18 protein-coding genes are annotated in these 20,643 nt (G+C 45.2%); 16 read left to right on the top strand and 2 right to left on the bottom strand.

What is annotated here, in order from left to right; translation table 11 throughout:
- The 8 genes from DXA36_RS16940 (at window position 1) to DXA36_RS16905 (ending at window position 11,185) form a co-directional block, all read left to right on the top strand.
- A complete protein-coding gene (locus DXA36_RS16940) occupies window positions 1-1,632 on the top strand; it encodes an extracellular solute-binding protein (protein WP_118680670.1) in 1,632 nt (543 codons plus the stop codon).
- 31 nt (window positions 1,633-1,663) lie between these two features.
- Entirely contained in the window at window positions 1,664-2,536 is an 873-nt protein-coding gene (locus DXA36_RS16935) for a D-psicose 3-epimerase (RefSeq protein ID WP_118680738.1), read from the top strand.
- Window positions 2,537-2,565: 29 nt separating this feature from the next.
- A complete protein-coding gene (locus DXA36_RS16930; RefSeq protein WP_118680669.1) occupies window positions 2,566-3,990 on the top strand; it encodes an L-fucose/L-arabinose isomerase family protein in 1,425 nt (474 codons plus the stop codon).
- 12 nt (window positions 3,991-4,002) lie between these two features.
- Window positions 4,003-6,573: a glycoside hydrolase family 2 protein gene (locus DXA36_RS16925; protein ID WP_118680668.1), complete on the top strand. Its 2,571-nt coding sequence runs from the start codon at window positions 4,003-4,005 to the stop codon at window positions 6,571-6,573.
- A 44-nt stretch (window positions 6,574-6,617) separates the two neighbouring features.
- On the top strand, window positions 6,618-7,640 hold the full coding sequence (locus tag DXA36_RS16920) for a Gfo/Idh/MocA family oxidoreductase (RefSeq protein ID WP_118680737.1): 1,023 nt from the start codon (window positions 6,618-6,620) through the stop codon (window positions 7,638-7,640).
- Window positions 7,637-8,674 (top strand): alcohol dehydrogenase catalytic domain-containing protein, encoded by a 1,038-nt coding sequence (locus DXA36_RS16915; protein WP_118680667.1) that lies wholly within the window; start codon window positions 7,637-7,639, stop codon window positions 8,672-8,674. Before DXA36_RS16920 ends, DXA36_RS16915 begins: the two co-directional genes overlap by 4 nt.
- Before the next feature lie 72 nt (window positions 8,675-8,746).
- Window positions 8,747-10,252 (top strand): xylulokinase, encoded by a 1,506-nt coding sequence (locus DXA36_RS16910; RefSeq protein ID WP_147366610.1) that lies wholly within the window; start codon window positions 8,747-8,749, stop codon window positions 10,250-10,252.
- A gap of 147 nt (window positions 10,253-10,399) precedes the next feature.
- Window positions 10,400-11,185 (top strand): DeoR/GlpR family DNA-binding transcription regulator, encoded by a 786-nt coding sequence (locus DXA36_RS16905; protein ID WP_118680665.1) that lies wholly within the window; start codon window positions 10,400-10,402, stop codon window positions 11,183-11,185.
- A gap of 117 nt (window positions 11,186-11,302) precedes the next feature.
- Here DXA36_RS16905 and deoC read toward each other — a convergent pair whose 3' ends face one another.
- Complete coding sequence (deoC, locus tag DXA36_RS16900) at window positions 11,303-11,995, bottom strand: deoxyribose-phosphate aldolase (protein ID WP_118680664.1); 693 nt, start codon at window positions 11,993-11,995, stop codon at window positions 11,303-11,305.
- 356 nt (window positions 11,996-12,351) lie between these two features.
- Between deoC and DXA36_RS16895 the strand changes: the two genes are divergently transcribed.
- From DXA36_RS16895 to DXA36_RS32990, 6 genes are all read left to right on the top strand, one after another.
- Window positions 12,352-13,503, top strand: coding sequence for an AAA family ATPase (locus DXA36_RS16895; protein WP_118680663.1), 1,152 nt, complete (start codon window positions 12,352-12,354; stop codon window positions 13,501-13,503).
- Complete coding sequence (locus tag DXA36_RS16890) at window positions 13,496-14,521, top strand: hypothetical protein (protein WP_118680662.1); 1,026 nt, start codon at window positions 13,496-13,498, stop codon at window positions 14,519-14,521. The genes DXA36_RS16895 and DXA36_RS16890 overlap by 8 nt, the downstream gene beginning before the upstream one ends.
- 330 nt (window positions 14,522-14,851) lie before the next feature.
- Window positions 14,852-15,598, top strand: a complete 747-nt coding sequence (locus tag DXA36_RS16885) for an 8-oxo-dGTP diphosphatase (protein WP_118680661.1) — start codon at window positions 14,852-14,854, stop codon at window positions 15,596-15,598.
- 173 nt (window positions 15,599-15,771) lie between these two features.
- Window positions 15,772-17,103: a serpin family protein gene (locus DXA36_RS16880; RefSeq protein ID WP_118680660.1), complete on the top strand. Its 1,332-nt coding sequence runs from the start codon at window positions 15,772-15,774 to the stop codon at window positions 17,101-17,103.
- 340 nt (window positions 17,104-17,443) lie between these two features.
- Window positions 17,444-17,611 carry a hypothetical protein gene (locus DXA36_RS32995; protein WP_182479123.1) on the top strand — a complete coding sequence of 56 codons (168 nt, stop codon included), beginning with the start codon at window positions 17,444-17,446 and terminating at the stop codon, window positions 17,609-17,611.
- A gap of 23 nt (window positions 17,612-17,634) precedes the next feature.
- Window positions 17,635-17,775, top strand: coding sequence for a hypothetical protein (locus DXA36_RS32990; protein ID WP_182479122.1), 141 nt, complete (start codon window positions 17,635-17,637; stop codon window positions 17,773-17,775).
- Window positions 17,776-17,813: 38 nt separating this feature from the next.
- Here DXA36_RS32990 and DXA36_RS16875 read toward each other — a convergent pair whose 3' ends face one another.
- Window positions 17,814-19,004: a PucR family transcriptional regulator gene (locus DXA36_RS16875; protein ID WP_118680659.1), complete on the bottom strand. Its 1,191-nt coding sequence runs from the start codon at window positions 19,002-19,004 to the stop codon at window positions 17,814-17,816.
- A gap of 177 nt (window positions 19,005-19,181) precedes the next feature.
- Here DXA36_RS16875 and DXA36_RS32985 point away from each other — a divergent pair, with 177 nt between their 5' ends.
- Together DXA36_RS32985 and DXA36_RS16865 are read left to right on the top strand one after the other, a co-directional pair.
- Window positions 19,182-19,358: a hypothetical protein gene (locus DXA36_RS32985; RefSeq protein ID WP_182479121.1), complete on the top strand. Its 177-nt coding sequence runs from the start codon at window positions 19,182-19,184 to the stop codon at window positions 19,356-19,358.
- 542 nt (window positions 19,359-19,900) lie between these two features.
- The gene (locus DXA36_RS16865) at window positions 19,901-20,521 is read left to right on the top strand and encodes a hypothetical protein (RefSeq protein WP_118680657.1); all 621 of its coding nucleotides are present in this window, start codon (window positions 19,901-19,903) and stop codon (window positions 20,519-20,521) included.
- The last annotated feature ends 122 nt before the right edge of the window (window positions 20,522-20,643 follow it).

Here is a 20,643-nt window from a genome sequence, read left to right as displayed (position 1 = left end):
ATGAGAAAGAAAGTACTGTCTGTATTGTTGGCAGCAGGAATGCTTGCGGGAATTCTGTCAGGATGTTCCCGGAGCACAGGAACAGCCCCGGAGGAAACCGGCGGCGGACAGGAAGCGGCGTCATCGTCAGTTTCCATGGAAGAGGAGAAAGGGAAAAGCGATGTGACTATCCAGGTGATAGTACCCGGTAACTTCCAGGAGTTCCCGGAGGGGATCGACGAAAACAATAATTTTATAGTCGATTACTGGAGAGAAAAAACAGGATATGATTTTGACATTGTCATTCTCCCTACTGGTGATGAGGGAAAGGAAAAACTGAATCTTATGTTTAACGGCGGGCAGGTGGAAGGGGTTGTATTTACACAGACAACTTATAAGGCCTCCCAAATGGCGGCGCAGGGACTGCTGGAGCCGCTGGATTCTTATCTGGCCGACAATACCCTTTATAACCAATACAAGGATATTCAGGCGCTGGGGGAATATGAAGGAAGCCAGTATGGGATTGTAGTTCCTACGGATGGTATTTTCGCACAGGGTTCCCTGACTGTGGCAAGAAAAGATATTATGACAGCTAACGGATTTGCACAGCAGCCCAAAACCTTTGAAGAGTTCAATGATTTGCTGTATATGTTTAAGGATCAGGGGATGACAGCAATGGCTGTGTATGATTCGCCTACAAAGAAACCCTTTGATATGTTCCTGTCCATGTTCGGAATTTCATCCACTCATGCATCCAACTTCATGCTTGGAGAAGACGGGAAGCTGCAGTTTAAAATGATAAGTGACCAGGCCAAAGACTATCTTGCTTACATGCATCAGCTCTATGTGGACGGAATTATACCCAAAGATTTTGCATCACTGGATATTACCGCCGCAAACGAATTATATCTGGGCGGAAAAGCAGGGATGGTTGCCAATGATATTGCATGGCAGATGCCGCAGCTGTTCCAGTCCTCTGAGGAATTGGGATATGATTCCAAATATCTGGACTACCCTGCGGATTCTTATGGAAATACCGCATATGGTGACACCCATACTAATGTGGCTAACCAGGTTATTATGGTGGCAAAAGGGTGCCCTTATACAGCAGAGATTATGGATTTTCTGAATTTCCTTATGGAGCCTGACACCTTAATGCTTAATAATTACGGGATTGAGGGAGAACATTATGAACTGGTGGATGGGGTTCCCAAGGCCACGGAAAAAGCATCGGATATCGCCTGGGGCGTATATTACCGTAATATATTCCTGCCGGAAGACTGGTATCAGGCATACGGCGTTGGCGCAGACTGGGCGGAATATTATTATCCCAGTGAACGCCATACGATAGGGAAGGAAATATATGATCTCCAGCTGCCCGTAAGCGGAGAAGTTATTAACAAGAGGGACGACCTGACTAAAACGATTGTAGACCCCTATTTCACCAAAGTAATAACCGGGGAGGAAAGCCTGGACAGCTTTGATGCTTTTGTACAGGAATGGCTCGGAGCGGGAGGCCAGGAGATTACGGATGAATATAACCGGCTTTTTGAGGAATCCGGAAAAGAACCTTATGTTGTGACCTCTTATCTGCCGGAGGAACATCCGGAGTATACCGGCAAATATTTATTTGACGGTCCTGAACAGGAATAAGGACGGCTCATCTCAGAAAGGGAAAAGGCATATGAACAAAATTGGTATCTATTTTGCATATTGGGAAAGGGAATGGAAAGCCGATTACTGTAATTATATCAGGAAGGTAAAAAAGCTGGGATTTGACTGTCTGGAAGTGGAGGCCGGCAGCATGCTTGCCATGAGCAGGGAGGAACAGGAACGAATACGAAATACCGCACAGGAGGAGGGGATTGAACTGACCTTTTGTATCGGTCTGCCTCCGGCTTACGATGTGGCGGGTGAAAGCGCGGAAACAAGAAAAGCAGGAATTGCTTATCTGAAGCAGCTGTTTTGTATGATTCATTCCATGGGAGGGAATATGTTGGGAGGTATTATATATTCCTGCTGGCCGTTTGCTGGTGCTTCTGTAGAGTATAAGCTTGCAGCAACAAAGAGGAGCATCCTTTCCATGCGTGAAGCGGCCAAAGCGGCAGAGGAATATCAGATCACATGTTGTCTGGAAGTAGTGAACCGGTTCGAACAATGCATTCTGAACACCGCCAGGGAAGGTGTGGACTTCATACGGGAGGTGGACAGCAGACAGGTAAAACTGCTTTTGGATACCTTCCATATGAATATAGAAGAGGACTCCCCGGCAGATGCCATCCGTTTGGCTGGAGATAATCTGGGCCATTTCCATATAGGGGAATGTAACAGGAAGGTGCCGGGAAAAGGGCATATGCCATGGAATGAAATATTCACGGCGCTGAAAAGTGCGGATTATAAGGGAAGAATCGTGATGGAACCTTTTGTGACGCCGGGAGGACAGGTTGGCAGTGATATTAAAATATACAGAGATTTAAGCGGAGGAGCCACGGCGGAACAGATTGATCAAGATGCCGGCGGCGCACTGGAATTTGTCAGAAAGCAGATAGGAAACTGAAAAAATAATGGAATGCTGGGAGGAAACCTATGGGCAGAAAAATTAAAGTAGGAATTCTGACAATGTCGGACGGCAGAATATACCTTCATGATGAGTATAAAGATCTGAATATGCGGTATCAGGATGAAATTGCCAGAAGGCTTGAAGAGACCGGAGAGGTGGAGGTGGTTCAGGGAACAACACCCATCCATACGAATGAAGAAGCAATAAAGGAAGCAAAACGCCTGCAGCGGGAAGGTGTGGAAGCCACCATTTTTAATTATGTAATCTGGTGTTATCCGCAGTTTACTGCGGTTGCCCGTAATTTCGCTCCCGGCCCTTATCTGCTGTTCTGCAATCTTCATCCTTCGGAGTGCGGCATGGTGGGAATGATGGCGGCAGCAGGTACCATGGATCAGCTGGGTGTCCGTTACAGCAGGCTGTGGGGAAGTGTACAGGATGAGGAAGTATTCGGTAAAATGATGGCTTTCCTGAAAGCGGCATCTGTCGCGGGACGGTTAAAAGGGGCAACCTTCGGGAATTTCGGGGGAAGGCCGCTCGGAATGTATACAGCGGTTGCCAATGTGGAACAGTGGCAGAAGCAGTTCGGTATTGATGTGGAAAATATAGAACAGGATGATATCATACGGGCCGGGGAGCTTATGGAAGAAGAAGAGGTGGAAAAAGCTTTCGCCTGGCTTACGGAGAATGTGGGATCCATACAATATGACGGCCAGGGGCTTACGCCGGAAAAGCTGAAGCTGCAAATCCGTTCCTATTACGGCCTCCGGAAAATCATTGCGGAAAGGAAACTGGATTTCATCGGTATAAAAGCGCATGGAGATCTGACGGATCGATATGTCACTATGGATGTGGCGGAAGCATTTCTTAACGATCCGTATGACTGGGACGGCCCTCATGAGCCAATTGTTGCAGCGACGGAATCGGATATGGACGGGGCTTTGACCATGCAGATTTTTAAACTGCTCACAGGTTCACCGGTATTGTTTGCAGATGTAAGGCATTATGATAAAGAAAACAATGTGTGGTTTTTCTCTAATTCAGGGACCCATGCAACCTATTTTGCAGGAAAGAATCCGTTTGAACCGAAGGAAAACCTGAAAAATGTCACATTTTTCCCGGAGACCCATTATTATCCGGCGGGGGGCGCCAGTGTGCATCATTTTGCAAAGGGCGGAGAAGTTACTCTGGCCAGGCTGGCAAGAAAGAACGGGCAATATTATTTGACCATTGTTCCCGCAGAATTTGTGGAATTCCCACGGGAAAAAGCGGTTGCGATGGGAAGTATGACAACACCGGCATGGCCGGTTGCTTTTACCAGGCTTAAGGTGGATGCGGATACTTTTATCAGTAATTTTCCCTGCAACCACATCCATGGCGTATACGGCGACTGGGTAAAAGAACTGGAAATGACGGCACAGATTCTGGATATTCCTGTACAAATCCTGCGATAAAGGAGGAAGATTGTGAAAGCAGATACTTTTGAAAAGCTTGTTTCCGGCGTCCCCATGCTTGATGAAAGGGAAAAAGAAGGATGGAATCCCGGGAAATCCCTGTTTCAGGAGGAGGAATACCCGGTAACGCTGCTGTGCGGCAGGGAAGAAACCATTCCTGAAAAAAAAGAGTATTCCCTGGATGGTACCTGGGAGATGGCAGAAGGCGGAACAGAAGAAGAAAGAATTGCCGGGGGTGGGCACTGGGCGGATAGTATGGATGCAAACGTACCATGCAGCGTACATACGGCACTTTTTGAAGCCGGGAAAATACCGGATCCCCTTAAGGCATGCAATGACGCCATTGCCAGGAAAAACAGCTATATGACCTGGTGGTTCCGAAAAGGATTCCGTATGGAAGTAGGACGGAAGCCGGATGAATTATTTTTTCAGGGGGTCTGCTATCAGGCTGATTTCTGGCTGAATGGGATATATCTGGGAGAACACAGGGGGATGTTTTCGGAATTTTCTTTCGATGTGGGAAAGTATCTGAAAGAGGATAATGAGCTGGTAGTCCGTATTGCCAATGCCCCTGAAAAGCAGAATCCCATGTCTGCCTATATGGATAATGACGATGGCTGGAAAAAAGGTACCGTTATCAACTGTGTATATGGGTGGCATTATGCCTGTATTCCCTCCCGGGGAATCTGGCGTTCTGTAGGGCTGCGGTATAAAAAGAGCAGTTTTTGGGCGGAAAAACCGTTTGTTATGACCCAAAATGCGGCGGAAGGGAAAATTCATATCTGTGTCAGGCTGCATGGCGCTTCCGGGAAAGAGAAAGTAAGAGGAAATCTGTCTCCCGATAATTTCGAAGGAAAAACATGGTCTTTTTCATGTGAGCCTGGCGTATGCGGCCCGGACGGCGTCCTTAATCTGGCCGTACGGGTGCCGGAACCCAGATTGTGGTGGCCGCTGCATCATGGAGAACAGAATCTTTACCGGCTTTGCCTGTGGATAACAGCTATAGACGGAACAGAGCATACCTTTGAAACCACCTTCGGCATCCGTACGATACAAATGATGGCGGCAGTGGGACAGACGGATGCGAACCAGTATAAATGGATGTTTGTAATCAATGAAAAACCTATATTTGTTAAGGGCTCAAACTGGTGTACCACGGATGCGCTCCTGCGGTTTCCGGAAGAACGATATGAACGTTTCCTCACACTTGCGGCAAAAGGAAATATCCAGCTGCTGAGGGCATGGGGTGGCGGAATGCCGGAAAATGATATCTTTTACCGGTACTGTGACAAGCTGGGGATCCTGGTGATTCAGGAATGGCCGACCTGCTGGGACAGCCAGAAAGAGCAGCCGCTGACGGAGCTGGAAGAAACAGTCAGATACCATATGCCGAGACTGCGCAATCACCCTTCTCTCGTTATGTGGTGCGGAGGAAACGAATCCAAAGAGGCAGACGGGGAGGCCATGGACAGGATGGCAAAGCTGGCGTATGAGCTGGACGGAAGCCGGCCCTTCCACAGGACAGAGCCCTGGGGAGGTTCCCTTCATGATTATTCCACCTATTGGGATATGGGGGATATTGACTTAAGTCTCAGACTGGAATCGGTATTTTTGGGAGAATTCGGAATGGCATCCGCTCCCAATTACGAGAGTGTTATGAAATACCTTCCTGATTCGGAAAAAGCAGTATGGCCTCCCGAACGGTTTGGTTCCTTTGGCCATCATACCCCGCGGTTCAACCAGCTTGAACCCAATGACATGGCCCATATGGAAAACAGTGCGGTATTGTTTTGCAGGCTGGATTCCCTGGAACATTTTATCTGGGCGACGCAGATGGCACAGGCAACAGGAGTGCGCCACACGCTGGAGGCATACCGGTGCCGTTTCCCAAAAGCTGCGGGTGTCTGCTACTATAAGCTGACGGATGTATATCCTGCCTGTTCCTGGGCGACGCTGGATTATTATGGTGTACAGAAATTATCCTACTATGTACTCGCAGACAGCTATGAACCGCTTCATGCCTGCCTTCTTCTCGACAGTACCAGAATATGCCAGGGCTGGGAAGCTCCGGTATATCTTCTGGATGATGCGCTGAAAGCCTGCGGACATACCACACGGATCGAAATAACTGCATATGATGACAAACTGCAAATCATTAAGAGAAAGATGTTTGACGGACCTGCACAAGCAGAGGTGTCTGCCTGTCTCGGAACATTTTCGCTGGAGGAGGATACTGCGGAAGCGGTTTGCCGCAGAAGCGAGGAAGGTCTTGTATTAATAACCATAAGGGTTTATCTGGACGGGGAAAAGCGGGATGAAACCTTTTACTGGCTTAATTTCCAGAAAAAACAGGGAAGCCTTCTTGAACTGCCGGCGGCAGCTCTCGCCTGGGAAACACAAGAGGGTATACTGACAATTACCAACAGCGGGGAAATACCCGCTGTGGGGGTGACGGTGGAATGCCCTGAAGAGGCGGAACACTTCTGGGTGGAGGACAGTATGTTCTGGCTGAATCCGGGGGAAACAAGACGGTTGGCTCTGAATAAAACAAAGGGTCTGCGCATCCGGGCATTCAACACATGATAACAGGCAAATGCGTTACGGATATGGGAAAGGCGGAGATAGAAATGATACATAATAAACTGGCAGTCTGTGTTATCGGCGCCGGAAGGGCAGGGATGATTCATGCCGTTAATTTTGCAAAGCATGTGCCGGACGCCCTTTTGGCTGCCGTGGTGGATACACAGGAGGAGGCGGCAAGGGCGGCAGCGGAAAAACTGGATATCGCACACTATTATTCAAGCTGTGCACACGCCCTTATGGATGACCGGATAGATGCCTATGTTGTGGTTTCCCCCACAAAATACCATATGGAAACAGTGAAGGCTATTGCAGAGGCGGGAAAACATATCCTGTGTGAAAAACCGATGGCTATGACAGAGGAAGAATGCGAAGAAATGATACGGGTATGCAGACAGCACAAGGTCAAGCTTCAGCTCGGTTTTATGAGGCGTTTTGACGAAAGCTTCCGTCAGGCTAAGAATATGGTGGATTATGGAGAAATCGGCGAGGTGGTAATGGTGCGTTCCAATACAAGAGGACCCAGCATCCCCCGGCCATGGATGTATGATATCCGTAAAAGCAATGGACCGCTGGCCGAGGTGAACAGCCATGATATCGATACAATGAGGTGGTTTACAGGAAGTGAATTTCAGACATTGTATGCTGTCGGGGGTAATTACCGCTGTCCGGATGCCAGGGAACAATTTCCGGAATTCTACGATAATGTGGTAATGGCCGCTTCCTTTGCAAATGGAATGCAGGGGATGCTTGACGGCGCGCAGGGAGTAGGATACGCATATGATGCAAAAGTCGAAATCCTGGGTACCAAAGGAGCCATCAGTCTGGGAAGTGTAAAAGGAAATGACGTCGTGCTCTGTTCCTCCGCTTCCCAAAGAGGGAGCTATCCATTGGTGGAAAGCTGGCGTACCCTTTTTAAAGATGCGTATTTAAAAGAAGACAGAGCGTTTATTGACTGTATTTTACAGGATAAAGAACCCGCCGTTACCGGCATGGATGGAAAAATGGCAGTAAAGGTCGTAAATGCCGGTAATATCTCCATTATGGAAAAAAGGATGGTGACATTGTGAAGGCTGCGTTTTTATATGGAAAAGAAAAGTTAACCCTTATGGAGGTACCTGTCCCCGAAATCGGGGATGATGAGGTGCTTGTCCGCGTAAAAAGCGCTGCAATCTGCGGGACGGATGTGCGGATGTACAAAAACGGTGCACCTGGCGTATCAGAAGAAAGTCCCCTGATTATAGGTCATGAGATGGCAGGTATCATTGAGAAGGCGGGAAAGGATGTCACACATTATAAAGAGGGGATGAGAGTGGCTGTGGCACCTAATATGGGATGCGGCATCTGCGATGATTGCATACGCGGAAACAGCCATATGTGCAGCGGTTACCGGGCGTTGGGCATTAACCTTAACGGCGGATTTGCCGAATATGTAAGAATTCCGGCAGCCGCGGTACGGGCCGGGAATATGGTGGAGATGAAAGGAAAGATATCCTTTGAGGAAGCAGCGATTACGGAAGCCCTTTCCTGTGTGTATAACGGGAGCAGCCAATGCCGTATCAGGCCCGGGGATACGGTGCTGGTTATCGGCGCGGGGCCTATCGGGATTATGCACGCCATGATGGCAAAGATGTCCGGTGCAGGAAAGGTCATGGTGAATGACATCAGTGCTGCCAGACTTGAGGAATGCAGGAAAATCGATTCTTCATTTCTCACAATAAGGAATGACCCAAAAGAAACCGTCATGAAGGAAACCGCACATAAAGGAGCTGATGTGGTGATTACAGCCTGCCCGGTGCCTTCTGCCCAGCAGCAGGCACTGGAACTCGCTGCAAATTATGGGCGTATTTGTTTTTTCGGAGGACTTCCGGAGGAAAAAAAACGGGTGGAGCTGAATACAAACCTAATCCACTACAAACAGTTAGCGGTAACCGGAACAACAAGAGCAAGCCTGTTCCAGTTTAAACAGGCACTGGGATTTGTGGAAGCAGGCCTTCTGGATGTGGATAAACTGATTACACGAAGATTTATGCTGGATGAAATTCAGGAAGGCTTTCACTGTGCATGTGCAGCCGATGGCCTGAAAAATGTAATTTGTATGTAACATTTCAGGTAGGTCTGTGCATTTACTGCGCAGGCCGTAAGGGAACGTAAGGCGGGTTAATGGGGGTGTGGTGTGGAAAAAACACTTTTAATGGCGGTTGATTTGGGGACAAGCTTCATTAAAGCAGGGATATATGACCTTCACGGGAACTGCATCGCTCAGGAATTAAGAAATACGATCTGCAGACAGCCGGAACCGGGAATCTTTCTGCAGAAGGGAGAAGAACTTTTTTCCACGGTACTTACCTGTATGACGGCAGTTATCAATAAAACGCCGAAGGCTGCCGAAGATTTGGAAGCCATTTCTTTTACCGGACAGATGGCAGGATTTATGGGGGTGGACAAAGACTGGAATGACATGACCGGCTGGTCCTGTTCCCTGGACACCCGTTATATCCCATATGCTAAGAAGCAGCAGGAAAAATTCGGAGATGATTTTTTACTCCATGGGGGGACCAATGCACCGCTTATGGCTCCCAAATTGGAATGGTTCAGAACCGAATTCCCCTGTGAATCAGGAAAAATTGCAAAATATATGATGCTTAATGGGTATTGCCTCGGTAAATTGGGCGGTTTAAAAATCGATGATGCCATTATTGATTATTCCCTCATTACCTGGAGCGGTCTGGCAGATATCCGGGCGGGGAGTTGGTCTGAAGAAATCTGTTCCGGGTTAAAGGTAGATCCCGGGATGCTTCCGCGCATCGTGGAATCCGCGCAGATCTGTGCATATCTGCAGCCGGAGATGGCGGCGGTTTTGGGCCTGCCGGCGGGGATTCCGCTGGTGGCGGGCGCAGGAGATAAGATAGCGGGCTGCGTGGGAGCCGCCGTATGCCGGGAAGGGGACATGATATTTGAGGCGTCCTCCTATGGCGGTTTCAGCAGTGTTGTGGGCGAGTACAGACCCGATACCGTATGCAGGAACTATGATGGGCTGATTGGTGCGGACGGGAAAACAAGCATCGCACACAAATACATTCCGGGTTCCGGAATTACGCTGAAATGGTTCCTTGATAATTTTGGAAAAACGGCGGGAATGTCTGATTTTCAGGAACTGGATGCCAGGGCGGCACTGGTACATCCGGGCTGTGACGGACTCGCTGCGGTAGGACTGCTGGGCGGAAGTGCCATGCCTTTTGACGGCGGGCTGAAAGGGATGTGGATAGGATACGACTGGACGCACCGGCCGGAACATTTTTACCGTGCCCTGCTGGAGAGTTTTTCCTTTGATTTGGCCCTTACCATTGACAGCATCGAAACAAATTATCCGGAATGTCCCAAACGGGAATGCAAATTAACAGGAGGCGGGGCAAGCTCCCGCTTATGGGCACAAATGCTTGCCGATGTTACCGGACGTCCCTTTCAGAAACTGAACCGAAAGGACAGCGCACTATGGGGAACGGCAATTCTGGCAGGAAAAGGCTTGGGCATATTTGAAAATATGGGGAAAACTGCTGGCGAAAATATAGAGGCGGGAGAACTTTTTCTTCCTGACAGAGAAAAAACAGAAGTGTATCACTATCTGAAAGAAAGATACCGCAGGCTCAGGGATTCGATGCACGGTATACTTGATATATAGAAGAAGGAAATGGGTGCAGATAAAAAAGTTGGGGCGGGGGACACCAAACTTTTTTATCTGCAACCGAAGGACATATCTGTTGTTGTAAAAATCTGCCTGCTATGATAGATTAAAAACAGGAATGAATTAGGGAACAGAGGTGACGGGATGGGATTAGCAGGAGATGAAGGCATTTTTGCTGAAGAACGAAAAAAAATGATAGTGGATATTGTAAACCGCAATACCAAGGCTACCGTTAATGAATTGTGCGAAAAATTCGCAGTCTCCTCTGCGACAATCAGAAATGATCTGCGGGAATTGGCAGAATTCGGCCTTCTGGAACGGACACATGGCGGGGCGCTCCAGAAATCAAGCGTTAATTTTGAACTGAACACGGTTGAAAAAGAAGTTATCCGTGTGGATCAGAAGAAGGCTATTGCAAAAGCGGCGCTGAGATATATTAAAGAAGGTGCCTCTATTGCCCTGGATGCCGGGACGACCTGTCTGGAGGTTGCCAAGCTTCTTGCCCCGTTCCGGGAACTGACTGTGGTGACCCACGATTTGAATATAGCATCCTGCCTGGATAACAGTACGGATGTCAGTGTGATTATTGCCGGGGGACAGCTCAGGAAGGGTTTCCACTATACAATTGGCGATCTTGCCCAAAATGCATTGAAGGATTTGAATGTGGATGTAGCCTTTATCGCTGTAAACGGGATTCACTGCGAGAAGGGGATGAGTACTCCGAAATTCGAAACAGGAACAATTAAACGGGTACTTATGAATAATGCCAAACAGGTGATTGTGCTGGCTGACAGGGATAAAATTAATTTTGTGTCCTTTGCGAAATTTGCCGAACTGGAGGAAGCGGATGTGATTATCACGGACAGCGGGGCGGATGAAAATTTCGTGGAAAATGCAAGGATGAAGGGAATAAAAGTGGAGCTTGCCTGAGTTTGCAGATTCTTTCCCGGATTTGGGTATGGCAGACCGTAAAAATGTAAAATAGAAAGCCGCCGGATAAGAGGAATACTCATCTTATCCGGCGGCTTTTTCTGCTGTGAAGGTGTGTTAACAATGGCGTTCCTTATCGAATTCTTCCAGTATTTTAAAGCTGCTGCTTGTACCGATCCGTTCCGCACCGGCATCTATCATAGCTTTGCAGGTTTCCCAGGAACGGATACCTCCGGCAGCTTTCACCTTTACCCCGGCTCCCACGATATCCTTCATCAGACGCACATCCTCAGGCAAAGCGCCCGATGTGCCGAAACCGGTGCTGGTTTTAATGAAATCAGGATGAACCTCACGGGCGATGGACGCTACGCTGATTATTTCTTCTTTCGTAAGATAACAGTTCTCAAAGATCACTTTGGAAAGGACTCCGCGGCTGCGGCAGATGCTTACAATCGCTTCCATTTCCCGGCGGATATAATCGGTATTTCCGTTTTTAAGCTCGCCAATATTTATTACATAATCAATTTCATCGGCTCCATCACCGATTGCCTGCTGTGTTTCATAAACCTTGGTTTCCAGGGTAGTCTGCCCCAGAGGGAAAGAAATTGCGGCTCCCACGTGTACACCGCTGCCCTTTAAAAGCTGTTTGCACAAGGAAACGGGGGCGGAATTAATGGCAACCATGGCAAAGTGGTTCTCAGAAGCTTCACGGCAGAGCTGTTCAAACAGGGGACGGTCTGCATAAGGTTTGAGATTCGTGTGGTCGAACAAGGAACATAATTCATCTCTTGTTAAGGTGTTGCTGTTCATAATGTCTCCTTTGTGTGATTGTTGAATTATATTGTTTTATATTGTTTGTTATCGTTTATTATTTTATATTATTATTTTACCAAAGTCAATATACATGAGGTAAGAGAGTAATTTAAATAGAAATGATGCCGTAAAAAAATTACGGAAAGCGTTGTTATTTTTCTTCAAAGCTGATATACTAATAAAGAAATATTGTAACTATTCAACAGGTAAGCGAATTTACTGCGCTTACCGTAAGAAAATGATTCAGGAGTTCAAATATCCCATCGCCGTAAGCGATTTAAATAGACTTTTGCATGTAACTATGAAGGTAATGAATAGTTACGAACTATTTATTAAAGGAAGGTGATACAATCATGCTGAAGAAATTTGAAGTTAGCAATTATAAGAATTTTAAAGAACCCATCCAGATCGAGTTCGATAAAACAGGAGGTTACCAATTTAATGCAGAGTGTATTACTGATGATATTATAAGCAAAATGCTTATTTATGGTAGAAATGCCACGGGAAAAACAAATCTGGGTAAAGCACTGATGGATATCTCGTTTAATATGACTGGAATACCTTTTTTCCCAACACAAAAAGGAATTTATTTAAATGCGGATTCATATAAAAAGGCTGCAACATTTAAATATGAATTTCAATTTAAAAATGATAGAGTCATGTATATATATAAAAAGCTATCAGAGGCTGAATTGTATGACGAAGAGTTAATTCTTAATGGAGATAAAATTTTCTACTGTAATTTCGAGACCAAGCAATATGATTTTAATAATCTCAATAAGATTGAAGCAGATACGGTCAATATAGAACGTTATTTACAAGGTATAGATGTAGTCAATTCTCAAGAGGATGAAAATCAATCTTTACCATTTTTACGCTGGATTATAAATAATACGGCGCTTAAAGAAGATTCTATATTATTATGTCTTGATGATTATATAAAAAGAATGTCAATGCTCACTGTTGGTTCTGGTGGATTAATGAGACCAAGAAGATTTTATGATTCTTTCTATGAAATACTTGATAATGAAAATGCATTAAAAGATTTTGAAGATTTTTTAAATATAATGGGTGTTAAATGCGAATTAGAGTTGAACTCTTTGCCTGATGGACAAATGGAACTTTATTTTAAACATAAAAAATTAGTGCCATTTTTTGAAACTGCTTCAAGTGGCACTTTGTCATTAATAAATTTATATAGGCGCATATTGGTCGGAAGAAATTCATCCATGCTGTATATGGATGAATTTGATGCTTTTTATCATTATGAGATGGCAGAAAATGTGATACGCTTTTTCAAGATGAAATATCCTGAATGTCAAATCGTTATGACAACACACAATACAAATTTGATGACCAATAGGATAATGAGACCGGATTGTTTATTTATTCTTTCGCAAAAAGGAACTCTTACAGCCTTATGTGATTCAACTGAAAGAGAACTTCGAGAAGGGCACAACTTAGAGAAGATGTATATAAGCGGAGAATTCAGGAAATATGAATAATTATGATTGGTTTCAACCTAGAAAGAGAAATAGAAATCTTCTTATTGTAGAGGGAAATCATGAAAAGAATGAATTAATCAGAGCACTGTTAAAAGTTTATCCAAAGATAGATATTGAAATGGATGATATAATCATTTATCAAACTAATATTTATCAGTTGTATGATGAGATTGTAAAAGAATACGATGCGGATTGGGATAAGTATGATGTCGATTTACCATTTATTGTTGGTAGAAAATTAAAATTTTTAGAAGATATGAGTAAAGACAATTTTAAAAATATCTTAATAACATTCGATTATGAGAGACATGACACATATTTCTCAGAAGAAAAAATTAATCGTTTACAATCTTACTTTAGTGATTCTGCAGATCAGGGTAAACTGTATATTAATTATCCTATGGTTGAATCGTATCAACATTTGACATCTTTACCTGATGTAAGTTTTTCGGAGCGTAGTATTAGTGTTTTAGTACATCCAGGTTCACAATATAAAGATATGATAAGAAAAGAAAGTTGTATAGCCTGGAAGATGGAATTCCCTTGTAAAATCAAAGATATTCTTTTTGACAGATTTGACATTGAAGATAAAAATCAATGTAATATGCTTGTAGAACAAATTTTAAAGATTGAATCTAGTGAAGAAGATATAGCAGTTCAAGTTAACAGAATATTGAAAAGTAGTCTTAGAGGAAAAGATTTATTAACTGCAAGTAATCAAATGAAACACTTAATTACAAAGTGTGGTTATGTAAGTGAAGGAAAAACTTATTATGATTATATGCACTCAATTTTCAACCAAGTAATAATTCACAATATTTGTAAATCAAATAAAATTCAAAGGAATGAATTTAATGTGCCTGAAGATAATCTGAAAGATTGCTTTGGAACATTGGATTTTAAAAGAATATTGGATTTACAAAATGAAAGAAGTAGAGATGAGCAAACAGGTATGATATGGGTTCTAAATACTCTTGTCTTGTTTGTTCCAGAATATAATTTTAGTTTAATAGAGTAGTTAACAAGTAGATTTAATTCATGATTATTTAATCGTGTGCTCGGGTGAGTAAAGCAGTTCAGAATAAAGATGTTTTTTTAGTCCTATCTTGACACAAGCAGAGAAAGTGAAAGCCTATCTGATTAGAGGAGGAGAAAGCAGCCGGGATTTCCGGTATGGACTAATATACAGATGGGGTATTATTTTTATAGCCGAGGAGAAATCCTCGGCTATAAAGGGATTTATGTTGGAGGAGATGATGTGCAGGCAGGTCTGGCAAAAACAGCTTACCATTAATCTGTCATCAATTCGTACTGAAAAATCTCCATACCAGGAAGGAAAATATCTATCATGTCAAAAAAGAATCATATCCAGACAGGAGACAGGCTGCTGCAATCAGATAAGAAATACGCACATCTGAAGCTGAAACAAAAGGAGAAGATTGCCGCCTGGATGTATGATGAAACCAGGAAATATTGCAGTCAGTTTGACAAAGTACCGGAGAATCTTAAAACGGATGAAATTGTCAGCCGTATTTATGATCGGATAGAAGCAGAAGGTATCTGGATCCCATATAGGGAAGTAGTGAAGCATTACAGGGGAAAGCAGTCGCAGATCCTGAAGCGTATCCGGAGGGAAAACAAGGCGGAATTCAACAGCCTGCGGCTCCAGAAAGTTAATTTTATGAATATGTGTATGATTTGTGACGGGAAAGGAAATGTTGTGGCATTGGATAAGGTAGGAGACAGCTATTGTGGAACAACGTTTCCGGGAGGTCATGTAGAGCCTGGAGAAAGCTTTGCCGATTCCGTGATCCGGGAAGTGAAGGAGGAGACAGGGCTTATTATTGAAAATCCAAAGCTGAAAGGTATCTATCATTGGTTTTGTGAGAATATCCATAATATAGGCTACCTGTACAAAGTGGATTACTGTGAGGGTGAGCTGCGCAGTTCCGGGGAGGGAGAAGTTTACTGGATATCACTGGAGGAATATGTCCAAAAAGAACTTGCCGGGGGAATGGACAAAGTATTGGCAATTTTGATAGGGAATGATTTCAGTGAATGCTATTGTAAGGATGGGGAAGAAATTTTGCGATAGACAGCCTGTCATATAGATCCGTAATATTCTAGTTTAGTAGTGTTGTATTGGAAAACCGCTTGGAAGAAGCCCGGGATTATCAGTAAGTTGGCTTTGATGAGTTGATAATCGATGTGGCGTGACGGTGCTTTTGTAAGGAAAAAGAGAGAGATGTCTACAGAGAGGAGAAAATTATGAAAAAGTTACGATATGCAACAGGAAAAAAAGTCCGTTCTCTGACAGCGGTATTATTGGTACTCTGCATGGCCTCTGCCGTTATCGCATGCGGAGAGGATGCCCTTTCCTCCTCCACCAGGGATCTTACGGAAAAATACCGTAAGAACACGCCGCAGGAGAATACCGCACTGGTGGGAGAGCCGTTTGCCATATCCTATCTTAATTTCTCGCTGGATCTTCTGAGAGAGAGCAGAAGCGGCCAAAATGCAGAAGGGACAGACGGGGAACAGAAAAATGGTACCCCGCAGGGGAACAATACCATGGTTTCCCCTCTTTCGGTACTGATAGCCCTGGAAATGACCCGGCAAGGTGCAGGGGAGGAAACCCTCCGCCAAATGGGGGAAACCATGTATCCCGGACTGGATCCAGAGCAGGGATGCAGGGAATTGTCGGCCTGGTGCAGTAAGCTGCCGGATGGGAAAGGCGGAAAACTGAGCGTGGCCAATTCTATCTGGTTTAACAATGACAAGGAAGAATTTGTCCCTAATGAAATGTTCCTGCAAAAAAATGCGGAGGAATGGGATGCCTATATCTACGGCGCGCCTTTTAACCAATCCACATGCGCCGATTTGAACCGCTGGGTGGAAAAAAACACAGACGGAATGGTTACCGATATCCTGGACAACATGCCGGAAGCGGCTATTATGTATCTTGTTAATGCCGTAGCTTTTAACGGGGAGTGGGAAGAGCCTTATGAAAGCTATCAGGTTCACGATTCCGCCTTTTATACAGAAGATGGAAAGGAAACGACGGTACCCATTATGTATTCGGAAGAATCCCGTTATCTCTCGGGGGAACATGCGGCGGGTTTTGTCAAGCCTTATGTAACGGGCTACCGGTTTGCGGCGCTTTTGCCGGAGGAAGGGATGACTTTGGAGGAATACATAAATCAGTTGACCGGGGAGGCTTTTTACCGCACGGTTACCGGGGAAAAGGAAACCGCTGTTTCCGCAGGAATGCCAAAGTTTAAGGCGGATACGAGCCTGGAACTGTCCGATATTCTTTCCGGCCTGGGAATGCCTTTGGCCTTTGACGGCAATCTGGCGGATTTTTCGGAAATCGGAAGCTGCGGGGATTTGACCATCCATATCGACAGAGTCCTTCACAAGACACATATTGATGTGGACGAGCTGGGTACGAAAGCCGGAGCGGCTACGGTGGTGGAGATGCTGGCGGAGGGCGCCATGGAGGAAATGGAAACAGTGATTCTGGACCGTCCGTTTCTTTATGCAATTGTGGATGAAAATACAAATCTGCCCGTATTTATAGGGACGGTGGAAAATCCATAGGAACAATAGGCGGTATCCGACAGTACAGGATGTTACATTTTTATCGGCAAAAGAAAAGGAATAGAAGAAACGGAGAATTATATGGCAACGTGGATGGTTCACATTTGCCCCGGATGCGTTTGACAACCGGAGAGAACATATTTCCGGATTTTACCGGGAAGCGCATGGTAACCTGGAGCGCGAATATCCTTATCTGAAAGAAGCGGACATGGAGCTGTTTGTGGGAAATACAATGGAACAGCTTACAAAAAGGCTGATCGAAGAAAAGTGGCTGGCGGGAGAAGAGAGTACTGCATTGCGTAATGAAATATGTATGGGGTAATGCACAGGAGGATAAAAAATGCCGTTTACAATGATACATCTGCACGTGGCCATGAGAGCGGCGGGCGGTAAAGCAGAAAAGAAAGAAGAGCTTCTTCTGGGCAGTATTGCACCGGATGCAGTACATTATCTGCCGGATTATACCAGTGTGTATAAATGCAGAAGCCTTTTTCTATACCGGGAATAATTGGTATTACGGAGATTGTAAAAATGAGGCAGCATGATTTGGCGTTTATGTATGAGGCAAAGGAGGCCCCGGATATCCATAGGAATCAATACTGTACGTTGGAAAAGACAGAATGGCTCATACGGGAAGTATCGGATTATGCCGCCGGCGTATTGGGGCTGTAGCGTTCTGCCTGTTTCTGTGCAGGGCTGCCGCTGTTCCTTTACAGCTTCATATCCCGGATACAAAAGGCGATTTGGTAGGGAAACAGATCGGCTGTTGTTTTCAGTTCATTATGCAGCAGCTTTTTTATATTCTGAATCCGATAGTTTACTGTATTACGGTGGGTATAAGTGGCACGGGCGACACCAATAAGGCTCCTGTCATTGGCAATATAGCTGCGGAAGGTTTCCACATAGCCTGTGCCTTCCTGCCCTTCCGTGTGATGGAGCCTGTCGTATTCCTCCAGCGGGCCCAGCAGCTGTTTGGCATAGCTTTTCAGGATATCCGGATCCTCCGTGGAAAACAGGATGCCGAAAACACCCATCTGATTAAAATCAACGATGGGTTTTTCCATCTGCCGGGACATATGCATGGCGATACGCGCGCGTCCCAGCGCCTGCTTCAGGCTGTGTATTCCCTGACAGGCAGGCCCTATCCCTAAGGAAAGCTGTTTCCTGTCAAAAAAGTAGGAAAAGATATTCCGGATCTGTGCGGTAAGCTCATCCACCTTTTCTTCCGGAAAGTCATTGACCGCCAGGATATAGGTATCCTTAACTTCCATAAAAAAATAAGGGAAGCGGATTTTTGTCCCGCTCTGCCACAGTCCGAATACATTCTCCAGCTTCAGCCCGGCCTGTCGGAACAGGACTTTTTCCTCTGCGGTATATTTGGGCAGCAGGCAGAATATCCGGAAACTGCCTTCCAGATGATAACGGCTGCCGATTTCTTCCAGGAACCCATCAGGCACCTCTTTACCCCGCAGCAAGCGTTCAAAGAGAAGCCCTTCCTGCCGTTCCTTATGTATCTGGCGCATAATACGCATACAATAATCCTGGATAAGATCAGTGATGGATATCTCCCAGGGCATTTCCAGAAGTGGAAAATCGTGGGCCTCACACCAGTCTATGACGTCCTGAGGAACCTGCTTCAGATACATACCCGTATTGATGATGATACCCGTACTTTCCGCCTTTTTCATAGAAGATACCAGCTGCAGCAGCCACCCCTCTTTTCCGGCTTTCATGCCCGTGGTTACGGCAAGCTCTTCCCCTGCGAACCGGTTGATAATGGTTTCATCCTCCAGCATATGTACCCATCCCGTAACATTATCCATTCCGTTTTTTCCTGCCAGAATCCGCAATTTATACTTTTCTTTTGTCTCTTCATAAATTTCCCAGAACCGGATTGCCATAAAATGCCTTCCTTTCCCTATACTTGTATCGGCAGTACATAATTATCCTGTTTTTTTCAGGCTAGCAGATTATGGACGAAAAGTCCAGAAGATAATATAGTATAAGTAAAGAGAAGCATTGGGGTTACTGGTTACGGAGTGAACAGTAATTGGGGATGTATCTAAGGAGGTTGGGTTATGAACGCATTTGATTTGGACTATAACAACAATGCTATTTTGTCCGGACAAAAGGTGGTATATCCGGAATGGGTGGCAACGGAAAAATTTTATAACTGTGAGAACTTCGGAAGGATATATGCCGGAAGAGAGCCTTTTATCCGCAGCCTGTTCGGAAGGAAAAGAGGGAAACGGTAATAGTGATATCATATACCCGGGAATCCGGCCGTGCAGGATAAAAGGAAGCGGAAAACAAAATAGAAATGGAAGTTGTCTCCGGACCCAATGGATCCGGAGACATTTTGTACATAGTTGGCAAATATGGAATTAGCTTGGAATTGCAACCGCTACGGCACCCGGCCCAAAAAAACGCCACGCGTGTGGCCGGATGCCTGCAGCCACCACGTTTTCTTATGGTCATCGCAGTAAATGTGCAAACCTGTCTGAACGGTTACAAGCAGACGGCAGATTTATCATAAATAGCAGACGACAGATTTATTATAAATAACTTGCAGACAAGGATAATTTATGGTAAAGTTTTTTACGATAGATTTCATTTGTGAAGCTATCAATTTCAATTCTTTTCAACAGCCGTTACAGACACGGCATCATGGCATATCAGCCATATATCCAATGGTAATAAATTATAAAATGAAGGGAGGAATGCCTTTGGCGTGAATCCGGCACTGTTTTTATACTCTTTTAAGTCGTTCGGAGGTAAGAAAGAGGTAACATAGTAAATGAAAGAAACAACAGAAAGAAAAATGAATAAACGGCTCCTGGCAGCAATCCTGTTTCCAGCCCTTATCCTGGCTGCCTCTTTAGGTATTAAAATATCTGCTGCGGCGGAAGCGGACGGCGGTGTATCAGCGGCTGTTACCCATAGCAGCACACCCGGACCCGAAGCGCCGGAAAAAGCAAAAGGCCATGCAGAATGTGTATGTATCGATACCTGCGGGGGCAGGGGAAATGTAAATTGTCCCTTATGCCGCCTTATGCCGGAGAGATGCCGCGTAAAAACTCACGGCCGTCTGATGCCTTTTCTTATAGAGCTTGGGATTGCTGCTCTTTTATTAAGTATTCTGCCGTCGGTTTTGTTAGTTGTCAGACCAGTGTTCCTCTTCGGGAAAAAGGAAGAAGGGAACTATCGGTTTGCCGGAGTCCTTTTTGTTGAAAAAAAGTACGGGTATTGGCAGATTCTCCTTTGCAAGCCCCGCTATGATTCCTTTAGAACAGGTGAGTTCCGGCTTCGGTGCGGGCTGTGGGGATATTTCCATGAAGGGGATGCACTTGCAGTTTCCCTGGAAAATATTATCTTCAAGAAAATTGAGGTTTCCGCAGTTATGGATTTCAAGCTGTGAATAGCTGTTACCTTTCATCCCTCTGTAGGGGCCTGAAAGGTAACAAATAGCTCTGAATAGAAACAGCTTCCTCTGTTTTTTACCTGTTTTTTATGGTATACTTATACCGTTTGCACAAAGCA

Source organism: Eisenbergiella sp. OF01-20 (genome assembly GCF_003478085.1).
Classification (GTDB): domain Bacteria; phylum Bacillota; class Clostridia; order Lachnospirales; family Lachnospiraceae; genus Eisenbergiella.
This window is presented reverse-complemented; position numbering and strand designations above follow the sequence as displayed.